A 21,905-nucleotide genomic window follows, 5' to 3' on the forward strand; every position below is an offset into this window, starting at 1 on the left:
ATGTCCGACCCCGCCCTGCCCAGCATCATCGTCGACGATGTCACCAAGCACTTCCTGAAGCGCAAGACCCACTCGCTGAAGGAGGCCTTCGTGACGTGGGCCAAGCGCAAGCCGGTCCGCGCCGATCGCTTCATCGCCCTCGACGGGGTGAGCTTCTCCGTCCCGGAGGGCGAGGCCGTCGCCGTCCTCGGACTCAACGGCTCGGGCAAGTCGACGACGCTCAAGCTCATCTCCGGCGTCCTGGAGCCGGACGAGGGCCATGTCTACACCCGCGGCCGGGTCGCCGGACTCATCGAGGTCGGCGCGGGCTTCCATCCGGATCTCTCCGGTCGCGAGAATGTCTACCTCAACGCCGCGATCCTCGGGATGAACCGCCAGCAGATCGAGGAGCGCTTCGACGACATCGTCGAGTTCTCCGAGATCGGCGATCACATCGACCAGGAGGTCAAGCACTACTCCTCGGGCATGTTCATGCGTCTCGCGTTCTCCGTCGCGATCCACGTCGATCTGGACATCCTGCTCGTGGACGAGGTCCTCTCGGTCGGCGATGCACCGTTCCGGGCCAAGTGCGAGAAGAAGATCGCCGAGCTCACGGCGGAGGGCGTCACGATGCTCGTGGTGAGCCACAGCCTCGGCATGGTGCAGAAGCTCTGTACCCGCGGCATCGTCCTGCACAAGGGCAAGAAGGTCTTCGACGGCCCCATCAGCGAGGCCGTCGCACGGATCAAGTGACGGCTCGTCGCGAGGCGCCTACCGCTCACCGACCCGCCCTGCGGCCCTGCCTGCAGACCATTGGTCTTCCGCGCTAGAGTTGTCGGGACTTCACCCACTCCTCAGCACACTCCGGAAGAGGCGATTCAGGCCGTGGCCGAGTCCTCCACCACAACGTCCAATTCCGACGCCCAGTCCCCCGACTTCGGAGCCAATGAGTGGCTCGTCGAGGAGATGTACGAGCGGTTCGCCAGCGACCCGTCGTCGGTCGACTCCCAATGGGCGGACTTCTTCCGCCAGGGCAACTACGCGGGCGAGCAGAACGGGGCCGCGTCGAACGGCGCGGCGGCCAAGCCCGACTCGGTCGCCGAGAAGGCCGCAGCCTCCCCGACCCCCACCACGCAGCCGGCCGACAAGACAGCCAGCGGCGAGCGCGCGCAGACGCGCGTGCCCGATAAGGACACCGCCGCGACTCCCCCGGCTGCCAAGAGCACCGAGCCGAAGGCCACTCCGACCAAGAAGAGCGGCACGCCCAAGGCCGCGCCTGCTACCGCCCAGCAGCCGCAGGGCCCCGGCGAGGTGGAGAAGGTCGTGCTGAAGGGCGCTGCCGCCCGCACCGCCACCAATATGGACCAGAGCCTGTCGGTCCCCACCGCCACCAGCGTGCGCTCGGTTCCGGTCAAGCTGCTGTTCGACAATCGCATCGTCATCAACAATCACCTCGCCCGGGCGCGCGGCGGCAAGGTCTCGTTCACGCATCTCATCGGCTTCGCGGTCGTGCAGGCGATCAAGGCGATGCCGGAGATGAACATCGGCTTCGAGCACAACGACAAGGGCAAGCCCGTCCAGCTCAAGCCCGAGCACATCAACTTCGGCCTGGCCATCGATCTGCCCAAGCCCGACGGCACCCGCCAGCTGCTCGTGCCGAGCATCAAGGCCGCCGAGACCATGGACTTCGCCCAGTTCTGGTCCGCCTACGAGACGATGGTCAAGAAGGCTCGCGACGGCAAGCTCGAGGTCTCGGATTTCCAGGGCACCACCGTCAGCCTCACCAACCCCGGCGGCATCGGCACCAATCACTCGGTGCCGCGCCTGATGGCCGGCCAGGGAGCGATCATCGGCGTCGGCTCGATGGAGTACCCCCCGGAGTTCCAGGGCGCCTCGGAGCACACCATCGCGCAGATGGCGATCTCCAAGATGATGACCCTGACCTCCACCTACGACCACCGCGTCATCCAGGGCGCCCAGTCCGGTGAGTTCCTGAAGCGCGTGCACCAGCTGCTGCTCGGTGCCGACGGGTTCTACGAGGACGTCTTCCGGTCCCTGCGCATCCCCTACGAGCCGATCCGCTGGGCTCAGGACATCGCGGTCAGCCACGATGACCAGCTCCCCCGCCAGTCGCGGGTGCTCGAGCTCATCCACGCCTTCCGGGTTCGCGGCCATCTCATCGCCGACACCAACCCGATCGAGTACAAGATGCGCACGCATCCCGATCTCGACACGGCCTCGCACGGTCTGACGCTGTGGGATCTGGACCGGGAGTTCGCCACCGGCTCGTTCGGCAACGCCTCGGGCAAGCCGCTCATGAAGCTGCGCGAGATCCTGGGCATCCTGCGCGACTCGTACGTCCGCACCATCGGTGTGGAGTACATGCACATCCAGGACCCGGGCGAGCGCGAATGGTTCCAGGACCGCCTGGAGCGTCCGCACGTCAAGCCCCCGCGCAGCGAGCAGTTGCGCATCCTGCAGAAGCTCAACCAGGCCGAGGCCTTCGAGACCTTCCTGCAGACCAAGTTCGTCGGACAGAAGCGCTTCAGCCTCGAGGGCGGCGAGACCACCATCCCGGTGCTCGACGAGATCGCCTCCGGTGCCGCCGCCGACGGCCTCTCCGAGGTGTGCATCGGCATGGCCCACCGCGGCCGGCTGAACGTCCTGGTCAACATCGCCGGCAAGGACCCGAGTCAGGTCTTCCGCGAGTTCGAGGGCAATATCGACCCGCGTACCGTCCAGGGTTCCGGCGACGTCAAGTACCACCTGGGCGTCGAGGGCGAGTTCACCTCGTCCAAGGGCGACAAGGTCAAGGTCTCCGTCGCGTCGAATCCCTCGCACCTCGAGGTCGTCGACCCGGTGCTCGAGGGCATCACGCGGGCCAAGCAGGACCGGCTCAACCGCGGCGAGGAGTTCCCGGTGCTGCCGGTCCTCGTCCACGGTGACGCCGCCTTCGCCGGTCAGGGCGTGGTGGCCGAGACCCTCAACCTCTCGCAACTGCGCGGCTACCGCACCGGCGGCACGATCCACCTGATCGTCAACAACCAGGTCGGGTTCACCACCAGCCCGTCGTCATCGCGCTCCTCGACGTACTCCACCGATGTCGCGCGCATGATCCAGGCGCCGGTCTTCCACGTCAACGGCGACGATCCCGAGGCCTGCATCCGGGTGGCACAGCTCGCCTATGAGTACCGCCAGACCTTCCACAAGGACGTCGTCATCGACCTGGTGTGCTACCGCCGCCGAGGCCACAACGAGGGCGACGACCCGAGCTTCACGCAGCCGCTGATGTACGACACGATCGAGAACAAGAAGTCGGTGCGCAAGCTCTACACCGAGGCCTTGGTCGGTCGCGGCGACATCACGATGGAGGAAGCCGAGGAAGCCCTGGCGGACTACCAGAAGCGTCTGGAGTCGAACTTCGCCAAGGTCAAGGACGCCACCGAGATCCCCGACTACACGCGGATCCCCGAGTACCCGGCCAAGCCCTTCGAGAGCGGCTACGTCACCGCGGTCTCCCCCGAGGTCCTCAAGGCCGTGGCGGACGCCTACACGACGGCGCCCGAGGACTTCACGGTGCACCCGAAGGTGATGCCACAGCTGCAGCGCCGGGCCCAGTCGATCACGGCCGGTCCCATCGACTGGGGCACCGGCGAGATCATCGCCATGGGCTCGCTGCTCCTCGAGGGCCGTCCGGTACGCCTCGCGGGCCAGGACTCGCGTCGTGGCACCTTCTCCTCGCGCTTCGCCGTCATCATCGACCGGCACAATGCGGCCGAGTGGACCCCGCTGTCGCACGTCGGCGGGGACCAGGGCACGTTCTACATCTACGACTCCCTGCTGAGCGAGTACGCCGCGCTCGGCTTCGAATACGGCTATTCGGTGGCTCGTCCCGAGGCACTGGTGATGTGGGAGGCGCAGTTCGGCGACTTCGTCAACGGCGCCCAGTCGGTGATCGACGAGTACATCTCCTCCGGCGAGACCAAGTGGGGCCAGAAGTCCGGTGTGGTGCTGCTGCTGCCGCACGGCTACGAGGGTCAGGGCCCTGACCACTCGTCCGGTCGCATCGAGCGCTTCTTGCAGCTCGCCGCGAACGACGAGATGCGCATCGCCCAGCCGTCCACGCCCGCGTCGTACTTCCACCTGCTGCGCAAGCAGGCGATGGAAGCCGACCACCGTCCGCTCATCGTCTTCACGCCCAAACAGCTGCTGCGGCGCAAGGCAGCGACGAGCATGCCCGATGACTTCACCCGCGGCGAGTTCCGTCCGGTGATCGCCGATGACGTGGTCGAGGCCTCGACCGTCGAGCGCGTGATCCTCACCTCTGGTCGTGTCGCGTACGACCTGCTCGATGAGCGCAAGAAGCGCGAGGACTCCCGCACGGCGATCGTCCGCGTGGAGCAGCTGTACCCGCGCCCCGAGAACGAGATCCTCGCCGAGATCGCGAAGTACCCGAACGCCGCCGAGGTGCGCTGGGTGCAGGACGAGCCGGAGAACCAGGGACCGTGGCCGTACTACGCGCTGCACCTGCGCGACCTGCTCGGTCTGCCCTTCACGGTCGTCTCGCGCCCGGAGTCCAGCACGACGGCGGTCGGCTCGCACGCGGTCCACGTCACTGAGGCGCGCGATCTGATGGACCAGGCCTTCGCCTGAGCGGCGGGTAGCAGGCGTGTACTTCACCGATCGCGGCATCGAGGAGCTCGCGTCGCGCCGGGGAGACGAGGAGGTCTCCCTGGCGTGGCTCGCGGAGCAGTTCTCGGCCTTCGTCGACCTCAACCCGGAGTTCGAGGTGCCGGTCGAGCGGCTGGCCACCTGGCTGGCCCGGCTCGACGACGAGGACGAGTGATCCGGTGGCCTTCGAGGAGCAGCCGGTCGTGCGAGTGCTCCCCGGCGCGCTCCCGCCCAGCGACTGGTCTTCAGCGATCCCCGCGGTACGGCAGCTGCTCAACGAAGGGCTGGAGCTCGGCCCGGGAGTGACCTTCCTGGTGGGTGAGAACGGGTCGGGCAAGAGCACGCTCGTGGAAGCCGTCGCCGGCGCCTACGGCCTGTCGCCTGAGGGCGGCAGTACTCAAGGTGCCCATACCACCCGGACCAGCGAATCGGGACTCGGTGAGGTGCTGACATTGCAGCGGGGCATCGGGGCGCCTCGGTGGGGTTTCTTCCTGCGCGCGGAGACCATGCACGGGTGGTACACGTACAGCGAGAACCACGCGGCGCCGACGACACCGGACTATCACGCGATGAGTCACGGCGAGTCCTTCCTGGAGGTCGTCCGCACCCGATTCACCTCGGCGGGCTTCTACGTGCTCGACGAGCCGGAGGCGGCGCTGTCGTTCTCCTCCACGCTGGCGTTGGTCGCGGCACTCGGCGAGGTCGTCCGCGAGGGCGGTCAGGTCCTCTGCGCGACCCACTCCCCCGTGCTCGCCGCCCTGTCCGGTGCCAGGATCCTGGAGGTCGGTCCCTGGGGTCTGCGTGAATCGGCGTGGCAGGATCTCGAGCTGGTGCGGCACTGGCGCGGATTCCTGGACCATCCAGATCGCTATCTTCGCCACGTGATGGTCGACTGATACGAGCGTAGGGTCGGGCCATGAGCACTCAACGCGAGACGGCGCGCTCGTTGATGGAGCGCCACGGCACCACCTTCGCCGAACAAGCAGGTATCACGCTGCGCGACAAGCCTTCGCCCCTGTACCGGCTGCTCGTCCTGTCCACGCTGCTCTCGGCGCGTATCGACAGCGATATCGCGGTGGCCGCGGCACGGGAGCTGAGCAGGGCCGGTTTCCGCACGCCGCGCCGGATGGCCGACGCGACCTGGCAGCAGCGGGTCGACGCTCTCGGACGGGGCCACTATCGTCGCTACGACGAGCGCACCTCGACCCAGCTCGGCGACGCGGCCCGGTTGTTGCTGGACCGCTATCGCGGGGACCTGCGCCGGCTGCGCGACGCATCCGCCGATGCTGAGGAGATCGGACGACGCTTGCAGGAGTTCCCCGGTATCGGTCCGACAGGGGCGGCGATCTTCTGCCGCGAGGCCCAAGGGATCTGGCACGAATTGGTCCCCTCGATGGATCAGAAGGTCCTGGACGGCGCGCGCGAGGCCGGCCTGCCCGACAAGCCGGAGCGGCTTGCGAAGCTCGTGGAGCCCGGCGAGCTGCCGTCTCTCGCCGCCGCCTGCGTGAGAGCCGCCCTCGCGTGATGCCCGCCCGGAGCGGTGACTTAGCCACCCCTCGCCCGCCGCGGCGGTGGGCTACGCACCTCTCGACAGGGGCTGGACGGGTGCGTAACTCACCGCCCGCGGAGCCTCCGCGAGTGGTGCAATCCGGCCCGCGAGTGGTGCGGATTCGCCCCTGGATCCACCAGAAGAGGGCGGATATGCACCACTCCGCCGGGGGACCCCGCGCTCGGGAGCGGGGCCGACACAGGTGGGGTCAGCGGGTGAGGACGATCTTGCCGAAAAGATCGCCGTCGATGACCTTCTGCAGGCCCTGCGCGGCATCCTCCATCGCGATCTCCGCCTCGATCACCGGACGCACACCCGTGACATCGAGGAACTCCGCCAGCCGGGCGAGCTCGTCGCGCGTGCCCATGGTCGAACCGTGGACGCGCATCTGCTGGAAGAAGATCCTCGTCAGCTCGGCGGCCTTCGGCGCATCGCCTGATGTCGCACCGGCGATGACGATCGTGCCACCCGGGCGCATCGACTTGATCGAGTGCGACCAGGTCGCCGCGCCGACGGTCTCGATGACCGCGTCGACCTTCTGCGGCAGCCGGGCACCGGACTCGAAGGCCTCGTGCGCACCGAGCTCGATCGCCCGCTCGCGCTTGTCGGCATCGCGGCTCGTCGCGAAGACCCGGAAGCCGGCGGCACGTCCGAGCGCGATCGCGGCGGTCGCCACGCCACCGCCCGCACCCTGCACCAGCACCGCGTCACCCGGTCGCAGTCCCGACTGGGTGAACAGCATCCGGTAGGCGGTCAGCCAGGCGGTCGGCAGACATGCCGCTTCGGCCATCGAGAGACCCTCGGGCTTGGGCACCACGTTGCGGCGCGGCACGGCGACCCGCTCGGCGAAGGTGCCCTGGTACCGCTCCGACAGCAGCGAGCGGCGCGGGTCGAGGGTCTCGTCATCGCGCCACGAGGGATCGGAGATCACGGCATGCACGATGACCTCGTTGCCGTCTTCGTCGAGGCCCGCGGCGTCGCAGCCCAGGATCATGGGCAGCGACTCCTCGCGCAGGCCGACACCGCGCAGGCTCCACACATCGTGATGGTTGATCGAGGCGGCCTTGACGGTCACGGTGGTCCAGCCCTCGGGCACCTCGGGCTCGGGACGGTCACCGATGACGAGGCCCTCGAGCGGGCTATCGGGGTTGATGGATCCGGCGTAGACGGCGAACATGCTTCTCCTGATGTCGGTCAGTACGGTCGGCGGGCAAGTCCGTCGCGACGTGCCGTGTCGGTCACGGCCCGCGCCACCACCTGCGCCACCCGCGGGTCGAAGGGCGAGGGGATCACATAGTCCTCGCGCAGATCGTCGCCGACGAGGTCGGCCAGTGCCGACGCCGCGGCGAGCTTCATGCTCTCGGAGATCTCGGTGGCCCGCACGTCCAACGCGCCGCGGAAGATCCCCGGGAAGACCAGCACGTTGTTGATCTGGTTCGGGAAATCCGACCGCCCCGTCGCGACGACACGGGCGTGCCGGCGGGCCACATCGGGATGCACCTCCGGATGCGGATTGGCCATCGCGAAGACGATCGCATTCGGCGCCATCTGCGCGACCGCATCCTCGGGGACGGTGCCGCCGGAGACACCCACGAACACGTCAGCATCGACCAGGGCGTCCTCGATCGAGCCCGCCGACGCCCACGGCGAGCAGAACTCCGCGAGCCACCGCTTGATCTCGGTGAGATCCTCGCGCTCGGGCACGAGAACGCCGGTGCGGTCGACGACGCTGATCTTGCGGATCCCCGCGGCGCGCAGGATCTTGGCGATCGCCACGCCCGCGGCGCCGGCGCCGGAGATGACGACCTTGAGCTCGTCCAGCTCGCGGTCGGTCAAGCGGGCAGCGTTGATGAGCGCCGCGAGCGTCACCACGGCGGTGCCGTGCTGGTCGTCGTGGAAGACGGGGATGTCCAGTCGCTCGATGAGTCGCCGTTCGACCTCGAAGCACCGGGGCGCGGAGATGTCCTCCAGATTGATGCCGCCGAACGAGGGCGCGAGCCGGGCCACCGTGTCGACGATCTCGTCGACATCGGTGGTGTCGAGGGCGATCGGGATCGCGTCGACCCCGCCGAACTGCTTGAACAGCACGGCCTTGCCCTCCATGACCGGCATGGACGCCGGAGCGCCGATATCGCCCAGACCGAGCACCGCCGTGCCGTCGGTGACCACCGCCACCGTGTTGGACACCCAGGTGTACTCGTGTGCCAGCTCGGGGTCGGCGGCGATCGCCTCGCACACCCGCGCGACACCGGGCGTGTACGCCAGCGAGAGGTCGTCGGCGTCACGCAGCTCGACGGTGGAACCGATCGCCATCTTGCCTTGGCGATGAAGGGCGAAGACCGGATCGGTCTCGTCGGGAAGGGTCATGTCGATATCCGGGGAGGCTGAGATGTCATAGGCGACCATGCGGGTGTCCTTGAACGCGTGGGGCGGGGCGTGGAGAGGTCACCGGTCTGGCGGCCAGAAGCGGAGATGTCCGCAAGGGCGTGGGTGTGCCTCGGACAGTCTCTCACACCGGATCAGGCCGGCTCGTCGCGGCTCATCGCCCGGCGTCCCGGGCCTGAGAACAGGCACGCCAACACCACCAGCGCCGCGAGCGCCAACACCGGCGAGACGCCACGGACGACATCGTCGCCGGCATCGCGAAGGTTCCAGGCCAACCCCAGCGAGATGAGCTGGGCGACCAGGACCGGCCCACGACCCCCGTGCCGGCCCCGCATCACCGCGATCGCCGCGACCGCCAGGCCACCGCCGAAGACCAGGAGCATGAGGGCGATACCGACGCCGAGGCCGACCCGTTCGGCCACGAGGTGAGTGAGGTCGAGGACGGCGAGCCCCAGCAGCGCCGTCGCCTGCACGAGGGCGATCGCCCCGGCCGCGACGAGCAGCCGACGCCCGGTCGGGTCAGCGGTGGTGGACACGCCACTCAGCCTAGAGTGTGGCGCCTCGCGCGAGGGCGCCCCGACGAGACCGAAACGCGTTACAACGGGTCCCGCCGACGAGCCACCTCGACACGTGTGAGATAACCGACACCTCTCACAGGCGTATCACTCTTGTCATGTATTCGAAACCTTGCGAGAGTAGTCCTCGAATGCCGCCGGGCTGTGCGATACGAGCCTGCCTCATTCTCATCCAGAAAGCCGCCAATTTGGGAAGGAGCGTCCTCATGGACTGGCGCCACCGTTCCGCCTGCCTCGACGAGGATCCCGAGCTCTTCTTCCCCATCGGAACCACCGGTCCCGCGATCATGCAGATCGAAGAGGCCAAGGTGGTCTGCCGCCGTTGCGACGTCCGCGAACTGTGCCTCCAGTGGGCACTCGAAAGCGGTCAAGACCACGGAGTGTGGGGAGGCATGAGCGAAGACGAGCGCCGTGCACTGAAGCGTCGCAACGCACGAGCCAGGATCCGTACTGCGTGACCTCACGCTAGCATGTCGAACCCCGGGGCCCTGATGGGCACCGGGGTTCTTCGATGGTGCGACCTCTCAGGTCACCCTGACCGCGAACGCGCAGGACGCTCCTATGGATCGTCAAGCCCTGGCGGGGGCTGATTCAAGGATCCGGTAGAGGTCGCGAGCGATGTAGCGCTTGAGGCAGCGTTTGATCTCGCGGTTGGTCTTGCCCTCGCTAGTGCGTCGCGCCACGTAGTGGCGGGTGGCGTCGTCGTAACGGATGCGGGATAGCACGATGGTGTGCAGCGCTCGGTTGAGCTGGCGGTCGCCGTAGCGGTTGAGCCGGTGGCGGGTGGTGACCGTCCCGCTGTTGGCCGGGATTGGAGCAGCGCCGGCGAGCATTGCGAATGCGGCCTCGGAGTGGATCCGGCCCGGGGTGGGACCAGGCGCACAGGTCGCGGCCACGATCGGCCCGACGCCCGGTTGGGCGAGGAGATCGGGTCGCCAGGACCGCATGATGACCCAGATGGCCTTCTCATGCTCAGCAGCCTCATCAGCCAGCGTCCGGGCGCGGCGCGCCAGGGACGGCCGGGCGACGACGGTCGTGGCGGTCTCCACGTCCCACGCCGCGTTCAGGCGCATGGACGCGGCGGTGCGGATCGTCGCGGGGAGCTTCTGGCCGCGGAATCGCTCGCGGATCGACTCCGGTGCGGTGATGACCAGGCTGAACAGCTGCCGTTGGGCGTCGGTGGAGGCGTTGACAGCTGAACTGCGGGCAGCCAGCAGCACCGACAGCGCCTGGCGGTCCCCGCCTCCTGCCACGTGGGGTACCGAGCTTGGCCCGTGAGAGTGCTTCCCGGGCGGCGCGGATGGCGTCGAGCGGGTCGGACTTCGCGCCGTTGCGCCGCTTGGCCCGGCCGGGTCGGTCGAGCTCGATCACGACCTCCCCACGACGCTCGAGGTGTCGGGTGAGGCCGGCGCCGTGCCCGCCGGTCCCTTCGATCGCCCACGCCCGCAGTGCTGCGTGCTGGTCGGTGAACTCCACCAGCTGGGCGTAGCCATCAATGGTGGCCTCGACGGTGATCTCATCGAGCACTCCGCCGGTCGCGGCGTCGACCACGGCCCAGCACCATCAGGCTGCGAAGGGAACCCTCACAGTCAGGCGAGGTCGACGTTGATCGTGACCATCGCACCGCCCAGCGGCGAGCGCTCGAAGGAGAGCGATCCACCGAGTTCGCTCTCCACCAGCGTCGTCGCGATCGACAGTCCCAGACTGGCGCCAGCGTCGAAATCATCATCGAATCCGCGGCCATCGTCACTCACTCGCAGCCGCAACCGCCCCCGAATCCGGTTGACAGCGACGGTCACCCGGCCCTCCGGGCTCGTGAACGCGTGCTCGACCGCGTTCTGCAAGAGCTCCGAGAGCACCATGGCGAGCGAGGTCGCCACCTCCCCGGGCAGCAGTCCGAAACTCCCGATCCGCTCGGCCCGCACGGTCACCTGGTCGGCGAACTCCGGGATGGTGCGCAGCAACGTGTCCGCGACATCGTCGAAGGGCACCATCTCATCGAAGGACTGGCTCAGCGTCTCGTGCACGAGCGCGATCGAGCCCACCCGCCGCTCCGCCTCCCGCAGGGCCTCCTTGGCCTCATCGGCGACGACCCGCCGGCTCTGCAGGCGCAGGAGCGCGGCCACCGTCTGCAGGTTGTTCTTCACCCGGTGGTGGATCTCGCGGATGGTCGCCTCCTTGGAGACCAACTCCCGCTCGCGCAGGCGCAGCTCGGTCACATCGCGCAGGAGCACCAGGTAGCCCTCGCGGTGACCCCCGCAGGTCAGCGGCACGATCTGCATCCGCAACGAGGCGTCCACGCCTTCGACATCGGCGACCGACTCGGTGTCGCCGAACAACGCGGCGAAGCCGCGGTCCGTCGGGCGGTGGTGCAGCAGCTCGCTCGTGACCGCCACGAGATCGGCTCCCACGAGATCGCTGCGCAGTCCGAGCCGCCGGTAGGCCGACATCGCATTGGGACTCACGAAACCGACCCGCCCGGACGCATCGGCGCGGATCAGCCCGTCGCCGACCCGCAAGGTATCGGCGAGCTCCTCCGTGCCCGCGACGGGGAATCGCCCCTCGCGGACCATCTGCAACAGCACATCGCTCGTCTGCGCGTAGGACTGCTCGAGCGCGCCGGGGAAACGACGTGCCTCGCGATAGCGGCGTTGTCCGAGCAGCGCGATGGTGCACCCCTCATAGCGCACCGGGATGGTCTCGACCTGCACCAGGACACCGTCGGGCAGCTGCTCCTCGCCCGGTGGCTCCTCACGCGGCACGAAGGAGCCGACGATGTCCTCCAGCAGGGTCGTGGGCCCGGTCGCGGGGCGGATCTGGGCCGCGGCCCACCAGCCCTTGCCCTCCACGTCGGCGACCCAGAGCACCAGGTCACAGAAGGCGAGATCGGCGATCATCTGCCATCGCGCCACAAGCGCCTGGAGTCGCCCGGTCTCAGCGGCGGAGAGCGAGCTCTGCGAGTCGGCGATGTCCTCCAGCGTCGGCACGTCGTCAGCCTACTGCGCCCAACCGGCCAGTAACCTACGTCACATGAGCGAGCACAGCGCACCCATGACCACGATCTGCTCCGCACTCGTCGACCAGAGGCGGTTCCCATCGACGAATCGGGAGCACATCTCGGTACAGGTGGCGGCATGAGCGAGCAGGAGATGCCCGAGCCGACGGGTCCGCACGGCGGCCACCACGCCCTGGACGTGGCACGCGCGCACGGCGTGACCACCATGTTCACCCTTTCCGGCGCCCACGTCTTCCCGATGTACGACGCCGCGGTGACGACCGACGATCCGATGCCGATCATCGACGTGCGGCACGAACCCTCGGCCGTCTTCGCCGCCGAGGCGATCGGCAAGCTGACCCGCACTCCCGGGCTCGCCGTCCTGACCGCCGGGCCGGGCGTCACCAATGGCGTGAGTCCGATCGCCCAGGCGCACTTCTCGGGCGCGCCGCTCGTCGTCGTCGGCGGCCGCGCGCCCGCGGCCACCTGGGGCAGCGGCACGCTGCAGGAGCTCGACCATCCCCCAATCGTGGAGTCGGTCACCAAGTCCGCGCGGACCGCCGGATCGCTCACCGAGATCGCGCCCGCCGTCGACGAGGCGTTCACCGCGGCCCGCGCCTCACACCGCGGACCGACCTTCGTCGACATCCCGATGGACGTGTTCTTCTCCAACGGCCCCGTCGAGCACATCGCCAGCGGAGAGGCCACCGTGGTCGAACCAGATCCCGATGACATCGCGCGGGTCGCGGCCCTGCTCGCCCAGTCCCACCGCCCCGTCCTCGTCCTGGGTTCGGATGTCTGGTCCGATCACGCCGACGAGGCGGCCCTACGCTTCGTCGAAGGCTCGGGAATCCCCGTCGTCGCCAATGGCATGGGTCGCGGTGTCGTGCCCGGCGGCCATCCGCTCCTGGTCACGAAGGCACGTTCACCAGCACTGGGCACCTGTGATCTGGCGATCGTGGCCGGCACACCCCTGGACTTCCGGCTCGGGTTCGGACGCTTCGGGGGCAAGGACGGCGCCCCGGCCGCCACGACCGTGCACCTGGCCGACTCCCCCGGGCAGGTGTCCTCCCACGCCGAGCTAGGTGCCTCTGCCGCCGGAGACCTCTGCACCCTCTTCGACGCCCTGCTCGAGGCATTGCAGTCGCAGCAGCGCCGACCGGACTGGAGCACCTGGACCGATCAGCTCCGGCAGACGGTCGCCGGCGCGGTCGAACGGGACAAGGCGCTACTCGGCGCCGAGGCCGATCCGATCCACCCGGCCCGCATCTACGGCGAGCTGCTCCCCCGGCTCGACGACGATGCCGTCGTGATCGGAGACGGCGGCGACTTCGTGTCCTTCGCCGGCAAGTTCGTCGAGCCGCGTCGCCCCGGTGGCTGGCTGGACCCGGGTCCGTACGGCTGCCTCGGTGCAGGACTCGGTGCCGCGATGGCGGCGCGCATCGCCCGTCCGAGCAGTCAGGTCGTCTTGCTGCTGGGCGATGGGGCCGCCGGCATGTCGCTCATCGATGTCGACACCCTGGTACGACACAATCTCCCGGTCGTGATGATCGTCGGCAACAACTCCGCTTGGGGGTTGGAGAAGGCCCCGATGCAGATGCTCTACGGCTACGACGTCGCCGCCGACCTCGCACCGAGCACTCGCTACGACCAGGTGGTGACGGCGCTGGGAGGCGGGGGTGAGATGGTCACCGATCCGCGCCAGATCGGCCCTGCCATCGACCGGGCTTTCACCTCCGGCGTCCCCTATCTGGTCAACGTCATGACCGATGTCAACGCGCAGTACCCCCGCGCGACCATGGGCGTCTGACCCGGGGCCGCGGTATGACACTGGAGATCCGCCGTCCGTCCGGCGACGAGCTCGTCGCGGCCGGACGGGTGGTGGTCGACGGCTACACGACCGACGGGCATCTCACCACCGGCGATGAGTACGGTAGCTGGCTGGCCGATGCGGCCGGACGTGCCGACGACGTCATCGTCGCCGTGCACGACGGCGCCGTCATCGGATCGATCACCTGGTGCCCGCCGGGGTCACCGTATCGGGAGCTGGCGACGAGCGATGACGAGGGAGAGTTCCGCGCCCTCGCGGTCGACCCGGCTCATCGTGGTCGCGGAGCCGCCCGCGCGTTGGTCGGCCGCTGCCTCGACGAGGCCGCGGAACTCGGCCTGTCACGGATGTGGCTCTGCTCGATGCCGACGCAGACGAAAGCCCACCGGCTCTACGAGTCGATGGGCTTTCGCCGCGTGCCCGAGCGCGACTGGTCGCCACCGGACCCCCGTGGCATCTCCCTGTGGGCCTTCGTCCGCGAGATCGCCTGAGGTGACCTCGATCCAGCGCGGCGACGCCCCAGGTCCGGCGTACGAGCGGTGATCGAGTAGGCGCAGCGAACTCTGTGAGCACGTGCCGTATCGAGATCACCTTCCGTCGAAGGGACCGTCGGGTTCAGTTGCCGGTGAGCTCCTCGGCGGCGGCACGCAGATCCTCGACCTGCTTGTTCGCCCCGGCGAAGGTGTAGTTGGTTCCCGAGGTGATCGGGAAGGCGTGACCGGCCTTGACGGCGGGCAGCGCCTGGAAGGACGGCGAGTCGATCAGCTGCTGCACCGCGGGATCAGGCGTGCCGTCGATGCCGACATCGTAGAAGATCGCGTCCTGATCGGCCAGATCGGGCAGATTCTCCATCGCCAACTCGGTGACATAGCGCTCGGGGTTGTCGGTGTACGCCGGGTTGTATCCGAAGCCCGCCGCCGTGATGCGGTCGTAGAGCAGAGCCTTCGACGTATCGACCCAGATGGTGCCGTCCATGATGCCGAGCGAGGTGACCTGCAGGTCGGCGAGACCCTCGCCGTACTCGTTCTGGATGGCCGCGAGAGACTTCTCGAGCTCAGCCTGCTCGTCCTCGTAGTCGGTGCTCCTGCCGACGGCCTCGGCGACCAGCGGGTAGTTCGCCCAGACGTCCGTGGGCTCGGCGATCTTGAAGATGACGGTCGGCGCGATCTCGGACAGCTCGTCGTAGTCGATCGAGAGGCTGCCGTGGTCCATGCCGATGATGAGATCGGGATCGGCTTCGATGACCTTCTCGATGTCGACACCCTCATAGGAGCCGACCACCGGGACATCGGCGACCTTGTCGAAGACCTCGGGCTCGAGCTCGGAGTCGATGAGCTCACCCTCCAGCTGTGCCACGGGAACGACGCCGAGATCCGCGAGCTCCGAGCCGGTCCGCCACAGGGCGATGACCCGCTGCGGCTCGGCCGGTACCTCGACCTGCTCGCCGGTGAAGGTCGACTCGACGGTGCGGGTGTCATCGGACGACGCGTCCTGCGACTCTCCGCCGCCGTCACCGCATGCGCTCAGGGCGATCGCCGCCGCCAGTGTCACGGCGCCGGCCTTCCAACTCGGTCTCATGGGTGCCTTCTTCCGGGGTGTTCATCGACAGAGACAACGGTGAGGCTAACCTAAATCCGTGAGCGCCGTGCATGCACCCCCTGTCGGGCGTTCGCGTACCCGTCGCCAGGCCGGTGCCACGGTCGTTCTCGCGGTGCTCCTAGCCGTCGCGATCGCGCTGAGCCTGTCCATCGGCGCACGGTCGATCCCACTCTCGACCGTGCTGGACGCCCTCCGCGGCTCCGCCAGCACGGCCGACGCGGTCGTCATCACGAGCCAGCGATTGCCACGCACCCTGCTGGGGCTCCTGGCGGGGCTGGCCTTCGGCATGGCCGGAGCCCTCATGCAAGGGCATACGCGCAACCCGCTGGCCGAACCCGGACTGTTCGGCGTGAACGCCGGTGCCGGTTTCGCGGTGGCGATCATGGCCTTCGCGTTCGGTGTCAGCACGCCGATCGGCATCATCGGCGCGGCCCTCATCGGCGCGGCCCTCGCGTCCTTCCTCGTCTTCTTCCTCGGACTCGGCCATCTGCGCGGCGGAGCCCTGGTGATGCTGGCCGTCATCGGCACGACGGTCTCAGCGCTCCTCAGCTCGTTGACCTCGGGAATCGTGCTGCTGGACCGGCAGAGCCTCGATGTCATGCGCTTCTGGGAGGTCGGCTCTCTCGCCGGGCGCGATACCTCCTATGTGCCGCTGCTCGCCGTGCTCATCGTGACCGGAGCCGTCGTCGCGATCGCCAACGGATTCTCCATCAACTCCCTCGGACTCGGTGAGGACGTCGCCCGCTCGCTCGGCGTCAGCATCATCGCGGCCCGGGTGCTCGGCATCATCGGCATCACCCTGCTGGCCGGTGCCGCGACGGCGGCCTGCGGTCCCGTCCTCTTCGTCGGACTCGTCGCTCCGCACGCGGCCCGGCTGATCAGCGGCCACGACTACCGCTGGCTCGTGCCACAGGCCGGCCTGATCGGCGCGGCGCTACTGCTGATCGCCGACACGATCGGGCGCGTCATCGCCTCTCCCGGCGAACTGCAGGTGGGCATCGTCATGTCCATCGTGGGTGCGCCAGTGCTGATCGCGATCACCCGACGCCGCAGGATGGTGGCTCTGTGAGCACCGAGACGCGTACGGGATGGGCCATCGGGCCGGTCGGGACCCGCTGGCGGCGGCGCACCGCGATCGCCACCCTCGTCAGCATCCTGCTGCTGCTGGCGATGTGGTGGCTGACCATGACGACCGGCGCCCTGGCGATCAGTCCCGGCCGGGTCGTCGCGACGCTCACCGGCGGCGGAACCCGGATCGAGAACCTCGTCATCATCGACCGGCGCCTCTCGCGGCTGCTGGCCGGGTCCCTCATCGGCTTCTGCCTGGGCACGAGCGGCGCGCTCACGCAGACGATCACGCGCAATCCGATCGCCACCCCCGACATCCTGGGCGTCTCAGCCGGTGCCGGCACCTTCGCGGTCCTTGCCCTCGTGCGGCCGGAGACGACCGAACGACTGCTCGGGGTCTCCACCACCGTCGCGCTGGTCCCCGTCGCGATCCTCGGCGGCCTGATCACGACCGGGGTGATCCTGACCCTCGGATGGCGCGGTGGATTCGACGGCTACCGACTGGTGCTCGTCGGTCTGGGCATCAACGCCCTGGCCCTGGCCCTCACCTCGTGGCTACTCACCCGCGCGGAGGTCGAGGAGGCAAGCGTCGCCGTGCGATGGCTGGTCGGATCCCTCGGCGGGGTGCGCATGGGTGACGTCGTCTACCTCGCTCCGATGGTGGTGCTCGCCGTCCTCGTCTGCCTGCGGCTCGCCGGCGGCCTCGGCGCCCTGAGGCTCGGCAGAGACATCGGCCAGGCGCTGGGAGTCTCCGCCGGCCGCACCGAGGCCGGCGCGCTCATCACGGCGGTCGCCCTCGTGTCGGTCGCCACCGCCGCTGCGGGACCGATCGCCTTCGTGGCCTTCGTCGCGCCTCAGGTCGCCATGCGACTGTTCGGCACCGCCGGTCCCCCGCCCCTCGCCTCCGGCCTCGTCGGCGCCCTGCTGCTCGTCGGAGCGGACTTCCTCGCCGCGCGTCTACCGCTCGAGCTGCCGGTCGGTATCGTCACCTCGGTGCTGGGAGCCCCGGTCCTGCTGTACCTCATGACCCGACATCTGCGGAGGACCAGTGTCTGACGTTCCCTTGCACGTCCGCGGGGTGACCGCCGGCTACACGTCGCGAACCGTGCTCCGCGACGTCGATCTGACGATCGACAGCGGCAAGATCACCACGATCATCGGTCCGAACGGCTGCGGCAAGTCCACCCTGCTGCGCACCATGGGTCGTCTGCTGCGCCCCACAACCGGGGACGTGACGCTGTTCGGCGACGCGGTCGGGTCTCTGCGCACCAGACAGATCGCCCAGCGCCTGGCGATCCTGCCGCAGAGTCCGGTGGCTCCCGAGGGGCTCACCGTCGCGGACCTCGCCGCGCGAGGGCGACAACCGCACCAGCCCTGGTACCGGCAGTGGTCGGCGGCCGACGAGGCGATCGCGGCCGAGGCGATGGAGGCGACCGGCGTCCTCGATCTCGCGGACCGTCCGCTCGACGAGCTCTCCGGCGGCCAGCGCCAGCGCGCCTGGATCGCGATGACGCTCGCCCAGGAGACCCCGCTGCTCCTGCTCGACGAGCCCACGACGCATCTCGACCTGGCCCATGCCGTCGACGTGCTCGACCTCGTGGTCCGACTGCGCGAGCGCGGCAAGACGATCGTCCTCGTCCTGCACGATCTCGGCCTCGCCGCCCGCTACAGCGACCACATCGTGGTGATGAAGGAGGGCACGATCGTCACCGAGGGCGATCCCCTGTCGCTGCTGCGGCCGGAGCTGCTGCGGGAGGTCTTCGGCCTGCAGGCCCACGTCTTCGCCGACCCCGTCGACGGACTGCCCACCGTCGTGCCGACGAGCCATGCCTGAACCGTCGGCCGCGCCGCGCACCGGCGCCGGAATGCTGCGGCAGACGATCCGCCGGCAGGGGCGACGGCTGCTGCTCGCCTATCCGCTCATCATCGCGTGGCAGCTCGGCGAGGCCCTCACCCCGGTCGTCATCGGACTCGTCGTCGATCACGGCATCGCCGGCGACGATCTGGGCCCGTTCCTGCTCTGGCTCGGCGTGCTGGCAGCGCTCATGGCCGGGTTCAGCCTCGCGTACCGCTTCGGCGGACGGCTGGGCTTCCGCAGCGTGCAGGAGGAATCGCACACGCTCCGCGAGGAGATCGGCGGCCATGTGCTCGATCCTCGCGGGGCCGACACGGATCAGCTGCCCGGCGAGGTGCTCTCCCTCGCCACCGCCGATGCGAACATGACCGGCATCGTGGTCCGGCAGTTCGGCTTCGCCCTCGGCTCGCTGACCGCGGTCGTCGTGATCGGGGTCTGGCTGCTGTGGACCGACTGGGTGATCGGCGTGCTCGTCATGCTCGGCATGCCGCTGACCGTGGCCCTCACTCAGCTCCTCGCTCCCGCTGTCGCGCGGCGCACCACGTCACAGCAGGCGACGATCGCCCGTGCGGCCGGCGTTGCCAGCGACCTGATGGCCGGCCTCCGCCCCCTCAAGGGCGTGCACGGCGAGGACGTCGCCGCCGGGCGCTACGCGCGGGCGAGCCTCGACGCCCAGCGCGCGAGCATCACGATGGCGCGCTCATGGGGCGTCCTGTCGGGTGTGAGCTCAGGCCTCAGCACGCTCTTCCTCGGTATCGTCGCGGCCGTCGCCGGGATACGGGCGCTCGACGATGCGATCACCCTCGGACAGTTCATCGCCGTCGTGGGCGTCGCGCAATATCTCGCCGAGCCGATCGTCGCCCTCGGCGAGCTGACCGCTCAGGCGGCGGCCTCGCTCGCATCCGGGGCGCGGATCAGCCGCTTCCTGCACACACCCCCGCTCGTCCCCGAAGGTCCTGTCGAGCTCAACACGCCGGCTGACCGGCTGACCGTCGAGGAGCTGGACCTCACGGTGAAGGGCGGCGATCTCGTCACGATCGTCAGCGACGATCCCGCCTTCGACGCCGCGCTCATCGACACGCTGCACGGGACACGGCCGGGCGGCGGACGGGTCCTCCTCGGCGAGCACGAGCTGTCGGCGCTGAGCATCGCGTCGCGCCGCACCTCGATGCTCGTCGTGGACCACGGCGCCGATCTCTTCGAGGGCACCGTGCTCGACGCGATGGATCCCGACCGCGCGCTGTCGAGCGAGCAGCTCGACGTCGTGCTCGATGCCTCCGCGGCACACGATGTCATCGCGGCCCACGAGGACGGGCTCGACCACCACCTCCGCGCCAGTGGCGGCACGCTGTCCGGTGGACAACGCCAGCGGCTCGTCCTGGCGCGCTCGCTCGCGGCGGACCGGCCCGTGCTCGTGCTGCACGACCCGACCAGCGCGGTCGACGCCGTCACGGAGCAGCGGATCGCCGCCGGGCTCCGCTCCGTGCGAGCGGGACGCGCGACCCTCGTGCTGAGCTCAAGCCCGGCCCTCCTCGACGCCAGCGACCATGTGGTCGTCGTGCGGGCCGGTCGCGTCGCCGATCGCGGCACCCACCGCGACCTGCTCGCGCGCGACGACACCTACCGTGAGGCGGTCATCCGATGAGCCGCGCGATCCTGCCGATCGCGGACCGACGCACGACCACGCGCCACGCGTGGGCGCTGCTGCGTTCCCATCGGGGACCGTTGACCGTGAGCGTCCTGTTGTTCGCCGTCGTCGGCTTCGCCGGGATCGTGCCGCCCTTCGTCTTGGGCTCGATCGTCGATGTCGTCAACTCCGGCGACGGCACCGCCCGCGAGGTGCTGACGCGCAGCGCGATCATCGTCGGCGCCGCGATCGTCGGGGCAGTGGCCACCACGGGGTCCGCCGTGCTTCTCGCTCAAGCGGCGAATCCCGCACTGGCGCGCCTGCGCGAGGAGGTGCTGGACCGAGCGCTGCACCAGGACACCGAGCGATTGGAGGCCGCGGGCACAGGCGACCTCATGTCCCGGGTGGGCGACGATGTCCGACAGATCAGCGAGTCGCTCGACAACGCCATCCCCGAGTTCGTCCGCGCGGGTGTCGCTATCGCCTTCACCGCGATCGGGCTGTTCGCGCTCGACTGGCGACTAGCGCTCGCCGGACTGCTGGCAGCACCGTTCTATGTGTTCGCGCTGCGGTGGTACCTGCCCCGTTCGGCACCCTTCTACCGGCGTGAGCGGATCGCCCAGGGCGAGCGGGCCGAGGCGCTCGTCGCCGGTGTGCACGGCGCCGCCACATTGCGTGCGCTCGGCCGCGAGGCGGGCGCTCGCGGCCGCATCCACCATCATTCGCGCGCGACGCTCAGCCAGGCCGTGCAGGTCTTCGCGCTGCTCACGCGCCTCTTCGGCCGCATCAACTTCGCCGAATGGGTCGGCCTGACCGCCGTGCTGACGACCGGATTCCTCCTCGTCCGCGCCGATGCCATCACGATCGGCGCGGCGACGGCAGCCGCGCTGTACTTCCACCGGCTGTTCAATCCCATCGGCGCCGTCTTGATGATCTTCGACCAGATCCAGTCCTCGGGCGCATCGCTGGCCCGACTCGTCGGTGTGCTCGAGCTACCGTCACCGACACCCGAGCAGCCGCACGAGGGATCTCCCGTGGTGCGGCTGGACGGTGTCTCCCACCGCTATGGAGACGGTCCCGAGGTCGTCCGTGATGTCGACCTGGAGATCGCACCGGGTGAGCACGTGGCGCTCGTCGGTTCGACCGGTGCCGGCAAGTCGACGCTGGCGGCGATCGTCGCCGGGCACGTGGAGCCGTGCTCGGGCGAACGCGACGTGCGTGGTCGCTTGACCCTCGTGTCCCAGGACGTGCATGTGTTCGCCGCGACCGTCCGCGACAACATCACCCTCGCCGCGGCGGGCCTCGACGATGACGGCGTCTGGGCGGCGATGCGCACCGCTCGGTGCGCGGAATGGGTCGGCGGGCTCCCCAACGGCCTCGACACCCGCGTCGGCCACCTCGGGCATCCGCTCACCACCGCACAGGGGCAACAGCTCGCTCTGGCCCGGTTGGCGGCGCACGACCCGCAGATCGTGGTGCTCGACGAGGCGACGGCCGAGGCGGGTTCGTCGGGCGCCCGGCTCCTCGACGATGCCGCCCACGCGGTGATCGCGGGACGTTCCGCGCTCATCGTCGCCCACCGACTCAGCCAGGCCCGGGAGGCCGACCGCATCCTCGTCATGGAGCACGGCCGCATCGTGGAGGCCGGGACCCACGACGCTCTCGTCGCCGCCGGCGGCCACTACGCCGAGCTCTGGGAGGCCTGGAGCGCCCCCACCCTCGCCGACTGACAGCCCGACTCGCCTCGGCCGGTGGCGGTAGGTGGTCAACCTCT

General features: G+C 69.2%; 19 protein-coding genes. 13 read left to right on the top strand and 6 right to left on the bottom strand.

Annotation, left to right across the window (positions count from 1 at the left end; all coding sequences use genetic code 11):
• From FNM00_RS04075 to FNM00_RS04090, 5 genes are all read left to right on the top strand, one after another.
• Window positions 1–732, top strand: coding sequence for an ABC transporter ATP-binding protein (locus tag FNM00_RS04075; protein WP_143911726.1), 732 nt, complete (start codon window positions 1–3; stop codon window positions 730–732).
• A gap of 132 nt (window positions 733–864) precedes the next feature.
• Window positions 865–4,632, top strand: coding sequence for a multifunctional oxoglutarate decarboxylase/oxoglutarate dehydrogenase thiamine pyrophosphate-binding subunit/dihydrolipoyllysine-residue succinyltransferase subunit (locus FNM00_RS04080; RefSeq protein WP_143911727.1), 3,768 nt, complete (start codon window positions 865–867; stop codon window positions 4,630–4,632).
• Between the two features lie 16 nt (window positions 4,633–4,648).
• On the top strand, window positions 4,649–4,825 hold the full coding sequence (locus FNM00_RS18755; RefSeq protein WP_087622952.1) for a DUF6104 family protein: 177 nt from the start codon (window positions 4,649–4,651) through the stop codon (window positions 4,823–4,825).
• Window positions 4,826–4,829: 4 nt separating this feature from the next.
• Window positions 4,830–5,546 (top strand): AAA family ATPase, encoded by a 717-nt coding sequence (locus FNM00_RS04085; protein WP_143911728.1) that lies wholly within the window; start codon window positions 4,830–4,832, stop codon window positions 5,544–5,546.
• Between the two features lie 20 nt (window positions 5,547–5,566).
• Window positions 5,567–6,175, top strand: coding sequence for an HhH-GDP family DNA glycosylase (locus FNM00_RS04090; protein ID WP_143911729.1), 609 nt, complete (start codon window positions 5,567–5,569; stop codon window positions 6,173–6,175).
• Between the two features lie 232 nt (window positions 6,176–6,407).
• Here the strand turns inward: FNM00_RS04090 and FNM00_RS04095 are convergent, their stop codons facing one another.
• The 3 genes from FNM00_RS04095 to FNM00_RS04105 form a co-directional block, all read right to left on the bottom strand.
• Window positions 6,408–7,376, bottom strand: coding sequence for a zinc-binding dehydrogenase (locus tag FNM00_RS04095; protein ID WP_143911730.1), 969 nt, complete (start codon window positions 7,374–7,376; stop codon window positions 6,408–6,410).
• A gap of 17 nt (window positions 7,377–7,393) precedes the next feature.
• Window positions 7,394–8,605: an NAD(P)-dependent malic enzyme gene (locus FNM00_RS04100; RefSeq protein WP_143911731.1), complete on the bottom strand. Its 1,212-nt coding sequence runs from the start codon at window positions 8,603–8,605 to the stop codon at window positions 7,394–7,396.
• Window positions 8,606–8,718: 113 nt separating this feature from the next.
• The gene (locus FNM00_RS04105) at window positions 8,719–9,120 is read right to left on the bottom strand and encodes a hypothetical protein (protein WP_143911733.1); all 402 of its coding nucleotides are present in this window, start codon (window positions 9,118–9,120) and stop codon (window positions 8,719–8,721) included.
• 245 nt (window positions 9,121–9,365) lie between these two features.
• Here FNM00_RS04105 and FNM00_RS04110 point away from each other — a divergent pair, with 245 nt between their 5' ends.
• On the top strand, window positions 9,366–9,617 hold the full coding sequence (locus FNM00_RS04110) for a WhiB family transcriptional regulator (protein ID WP_087622947.1): 252 nt from the start codon (window positions 9,366–9,368) through the stop codon (window positions 9,615–9,617).
• A 111-nt stretch (window positions 9,618–9,728) separates the two neighbouring features.
• Here FNM00_RS04110 and FNM00_RS19155 read toward each other — a convergent pair whose 3' ends face one another.
• Complete coding sequence (locus FNM00_RS19155; RefSeq protein WP_221933573.1) at window positions 9,729–10,412, bottom strand: transposase; 684 nt, start codon at window positions 10,410–10,412, stop codon at window positions 9,729–9,731.
• A 336-nt stretch (window positions 10,413–10,748) separates the two neighbouring features.
• Window positions 10,749–12,146: a sensor histidine kinase gene (locus FNM00_RS04120; protein ID WP_143911734.1), complete on the bottom strand. Its 1,398-nt coding sequence runs from the start codon at window positions 12,144–12,146 to the stop codon at window positions 10,749–10,751.
• A 147-nt stretch (window positions 12,147–12,293) separates the two neighbouring features.
• On the opposite strand from FNM00_RS04120, the gene FNM00_RS04125 reads away from it, so the two are divergent.
• Both FNM00_RS04125 and FNM00_RS04130 read left to right on the top strand, forming a co-directional pair.
• Window positions 12,294–13,964 carry an acetolactate synthase gene (locus FNM00_RS04125; RefSeq protein ID WP_246065052.1) on the top strand — a complete coding sequence of 557 codons (1,671 nt, stop codon included), beginning with the start codon at window positions 12,294–12,296 and terminating at the stop codon, window positions 13,962–13,964.
• 14 nt (window positions 13,965–13,978) lie between these two features.
• Complete coding sequence (locus FNM00_RS04130) at window positions 13,979–14,473, top strand: GNAT family N-acetyltransferase (protein ID WP_143911736.1); 495 nt, start codon at window positions 13,979–13,981, stop codon at window positions 14,471–14,473.
• A gap of 124 nt (window positions 14,474–14,597) precedes the next feature.
• Here the strand turns inward: FNM00_RS04130 and FNM00_RS04135 are convergent, their stop codons facing one another.
• Complete coding sequence (locus tag FNM00_RS04135) at window positions 14,598–15,560, bottom strand: ABC transporter substrate-binding protein (RefSeq protein ID WP_143911738.1); 963 nt, start codon at window positions 15,558–15,560, stop codon at window positions 14,598–14,600.
• A 58-nt stretch (window positions 15,561–15,618) separates the two neighbouring features.
• Between FNM00_RS04135 and FNM00_RS04140 the strand changes: the two genes are divergently transcribed.
• Genes FNM00_RS04140 through FNM00_RS04160 form a run of 5 tightly spaced genes read left to right on the top strand, consistent with a single transcriptional unit; the run spans window position 15,619 to window position 21,861 of the window.
• A complete protein-coding gene (locus FNM00_RS04140; RefSeq protein WP_221933574.1) occupies window positions 15,619–16,650 on the top strand; it encodes a FecCD family ABC transporter permease in 1,032 nt (343 codons plus the stop codon).
• Window positions 16,647–17,705 (top strand): FecCD family ABC transporter permease, encoded by a 1,059-nt coding sequence (locus FNM00_RS04145; protein ID WP_221933575.1) that lies wholly within the window; start codon window positions 16,647–16,649, stop codon window positions 17,703–17,705. The genes FNM00_RS04140 and FNM00_RS04145 overlap by 4 nt, the downstream gene beginning before the upstream one ends.
• Window positions 17,698–18,483 carry an ABC transporter ATP-binding protein gene (locus tag FNM00_RS04150; protein WP_143911740.1) on the top strand — a complete coding sequence of 262 codons (786 nt, stop codon included), beginning with the start codon at window positions 17,698–17,700 and terminating at the stop codon, window positions 18,481–18,483. The genes FNM00_RS04145 and FNM00_RS04150 overlap by 8 nt, the downstream gene beginning before the upstream one ends.
• Complete coding sequence (locus FNM00_RS04155; RefSeq protein WP_143911742.1) at window positions 18,476–20,149, top strand: ABC transporter ATP-binding protein; 1,674 nt, start codon at window positions 18,476–18,478, stop codon at window positions 20,147–20,149. The genes FNM00_RS04150 and FNM00_RS04155 overlap by 8 nt, the downstream gene beginning before the upstream one ends.
• Complete coding sequence (locus tag FNM00_RS04160) at window positions 20,146–21,861, top strand: ABC transporter ATP-binding protein (RefSeq protein ID WP_143911744.1); 1,716 nt, start codon at window positions 20,146–20,148, stop codon at window positions 21,859–21,861. The genes FNM00_RS04155 and FNM00_RS04160 overlap by 4 nt, the downstream gene beginning before the upstream one ends.
• The last annotated feature ends 44 nt before the right edge of the window (window positions 21,862–21,905 follow it).

Source organism: Aeromicrobium piscarium (assembly GCF_007421815.1).
Taxonomy (GTDB): domain Bacteria; phylum Actinomycetota; class Actinomycetes; order Propionibacteriales; family Nocardioidaceae; genus Aeromicrobium; species Aeromicrobium piscarium.

Bases quoted from the DNA above. Each gene is read 5' to 3' on its own strand.
- FNM00_RS04075 (WP_143911726.1), top strand. From the start codon at position 1: ATGTCCGACCCCGCCCTGCCCAGCATCATCGTCGACGATGTCACCAAG.
- FNM00_RS04090 (WP_143911729.1), top strand. From the start codon at position 5,567: ATGAGCACTCAACGCGAGACGGCGCGCTCGTTGATGGAGCGCCACGGC.
- FNM00_RS04095 (WP_143911730.1), bottom strand. From the start codon at position 7,376: ATGTTCGCCGTCTACGCCGGATCCATCAACCCCGATAGCCCGCTCGAG.
- FNM00_RS04100 (WP_143911731.1), bottom strand. From the start codon at position 8,605: ATGGTCGCCTATGACATCTCAGCCTCCCCGGATATCGACATGACCCTT.
- FNM00_RS04110 (WP_087622947.1), top strand. From the start codon at position 9,366: ATGGACTGGCGCCACCGTTCCGCCTGCCTCGACGAGGATCCCGAGCTC.
- FNM00_RS04125 (WP_246065052.1), top strand. From the start codon at position 12,294: ATGAGCGAGCAGGAGATGCCCGAGCCGACGGGTCCGCACGGCGGCCAC.
- FNM00_RS04130 (WP_143911736.1), top strand. From the start codon at position 13,979: ATGACACTGGAGATCCGCCGTCCGTCCGGCGACGAGCTCGTCGCGGCC.
- FNM00_RS04135 (WP_143911738.1), bottom strand. From the start codon at position 15,560: ATGAGACCGAGTTGGAAGGCCGGCGCCGTGACACTGGCGGCGGCGATC.
- FNM00_RS04155 (WP_143911742.1), top strand. From the start codon at position 18,476: ATGCCTGAACCGTCGGCCGCGCCGCGCACCGGCGCCGGAATGCTGCGG.
- FNM00_RS04160 (WP_143911744.1), top strand. From the start codon at position 20,146: ATGAGCCGCGCGATCCTGCCGATCGCGGACCGACGCACGACCACGCGC.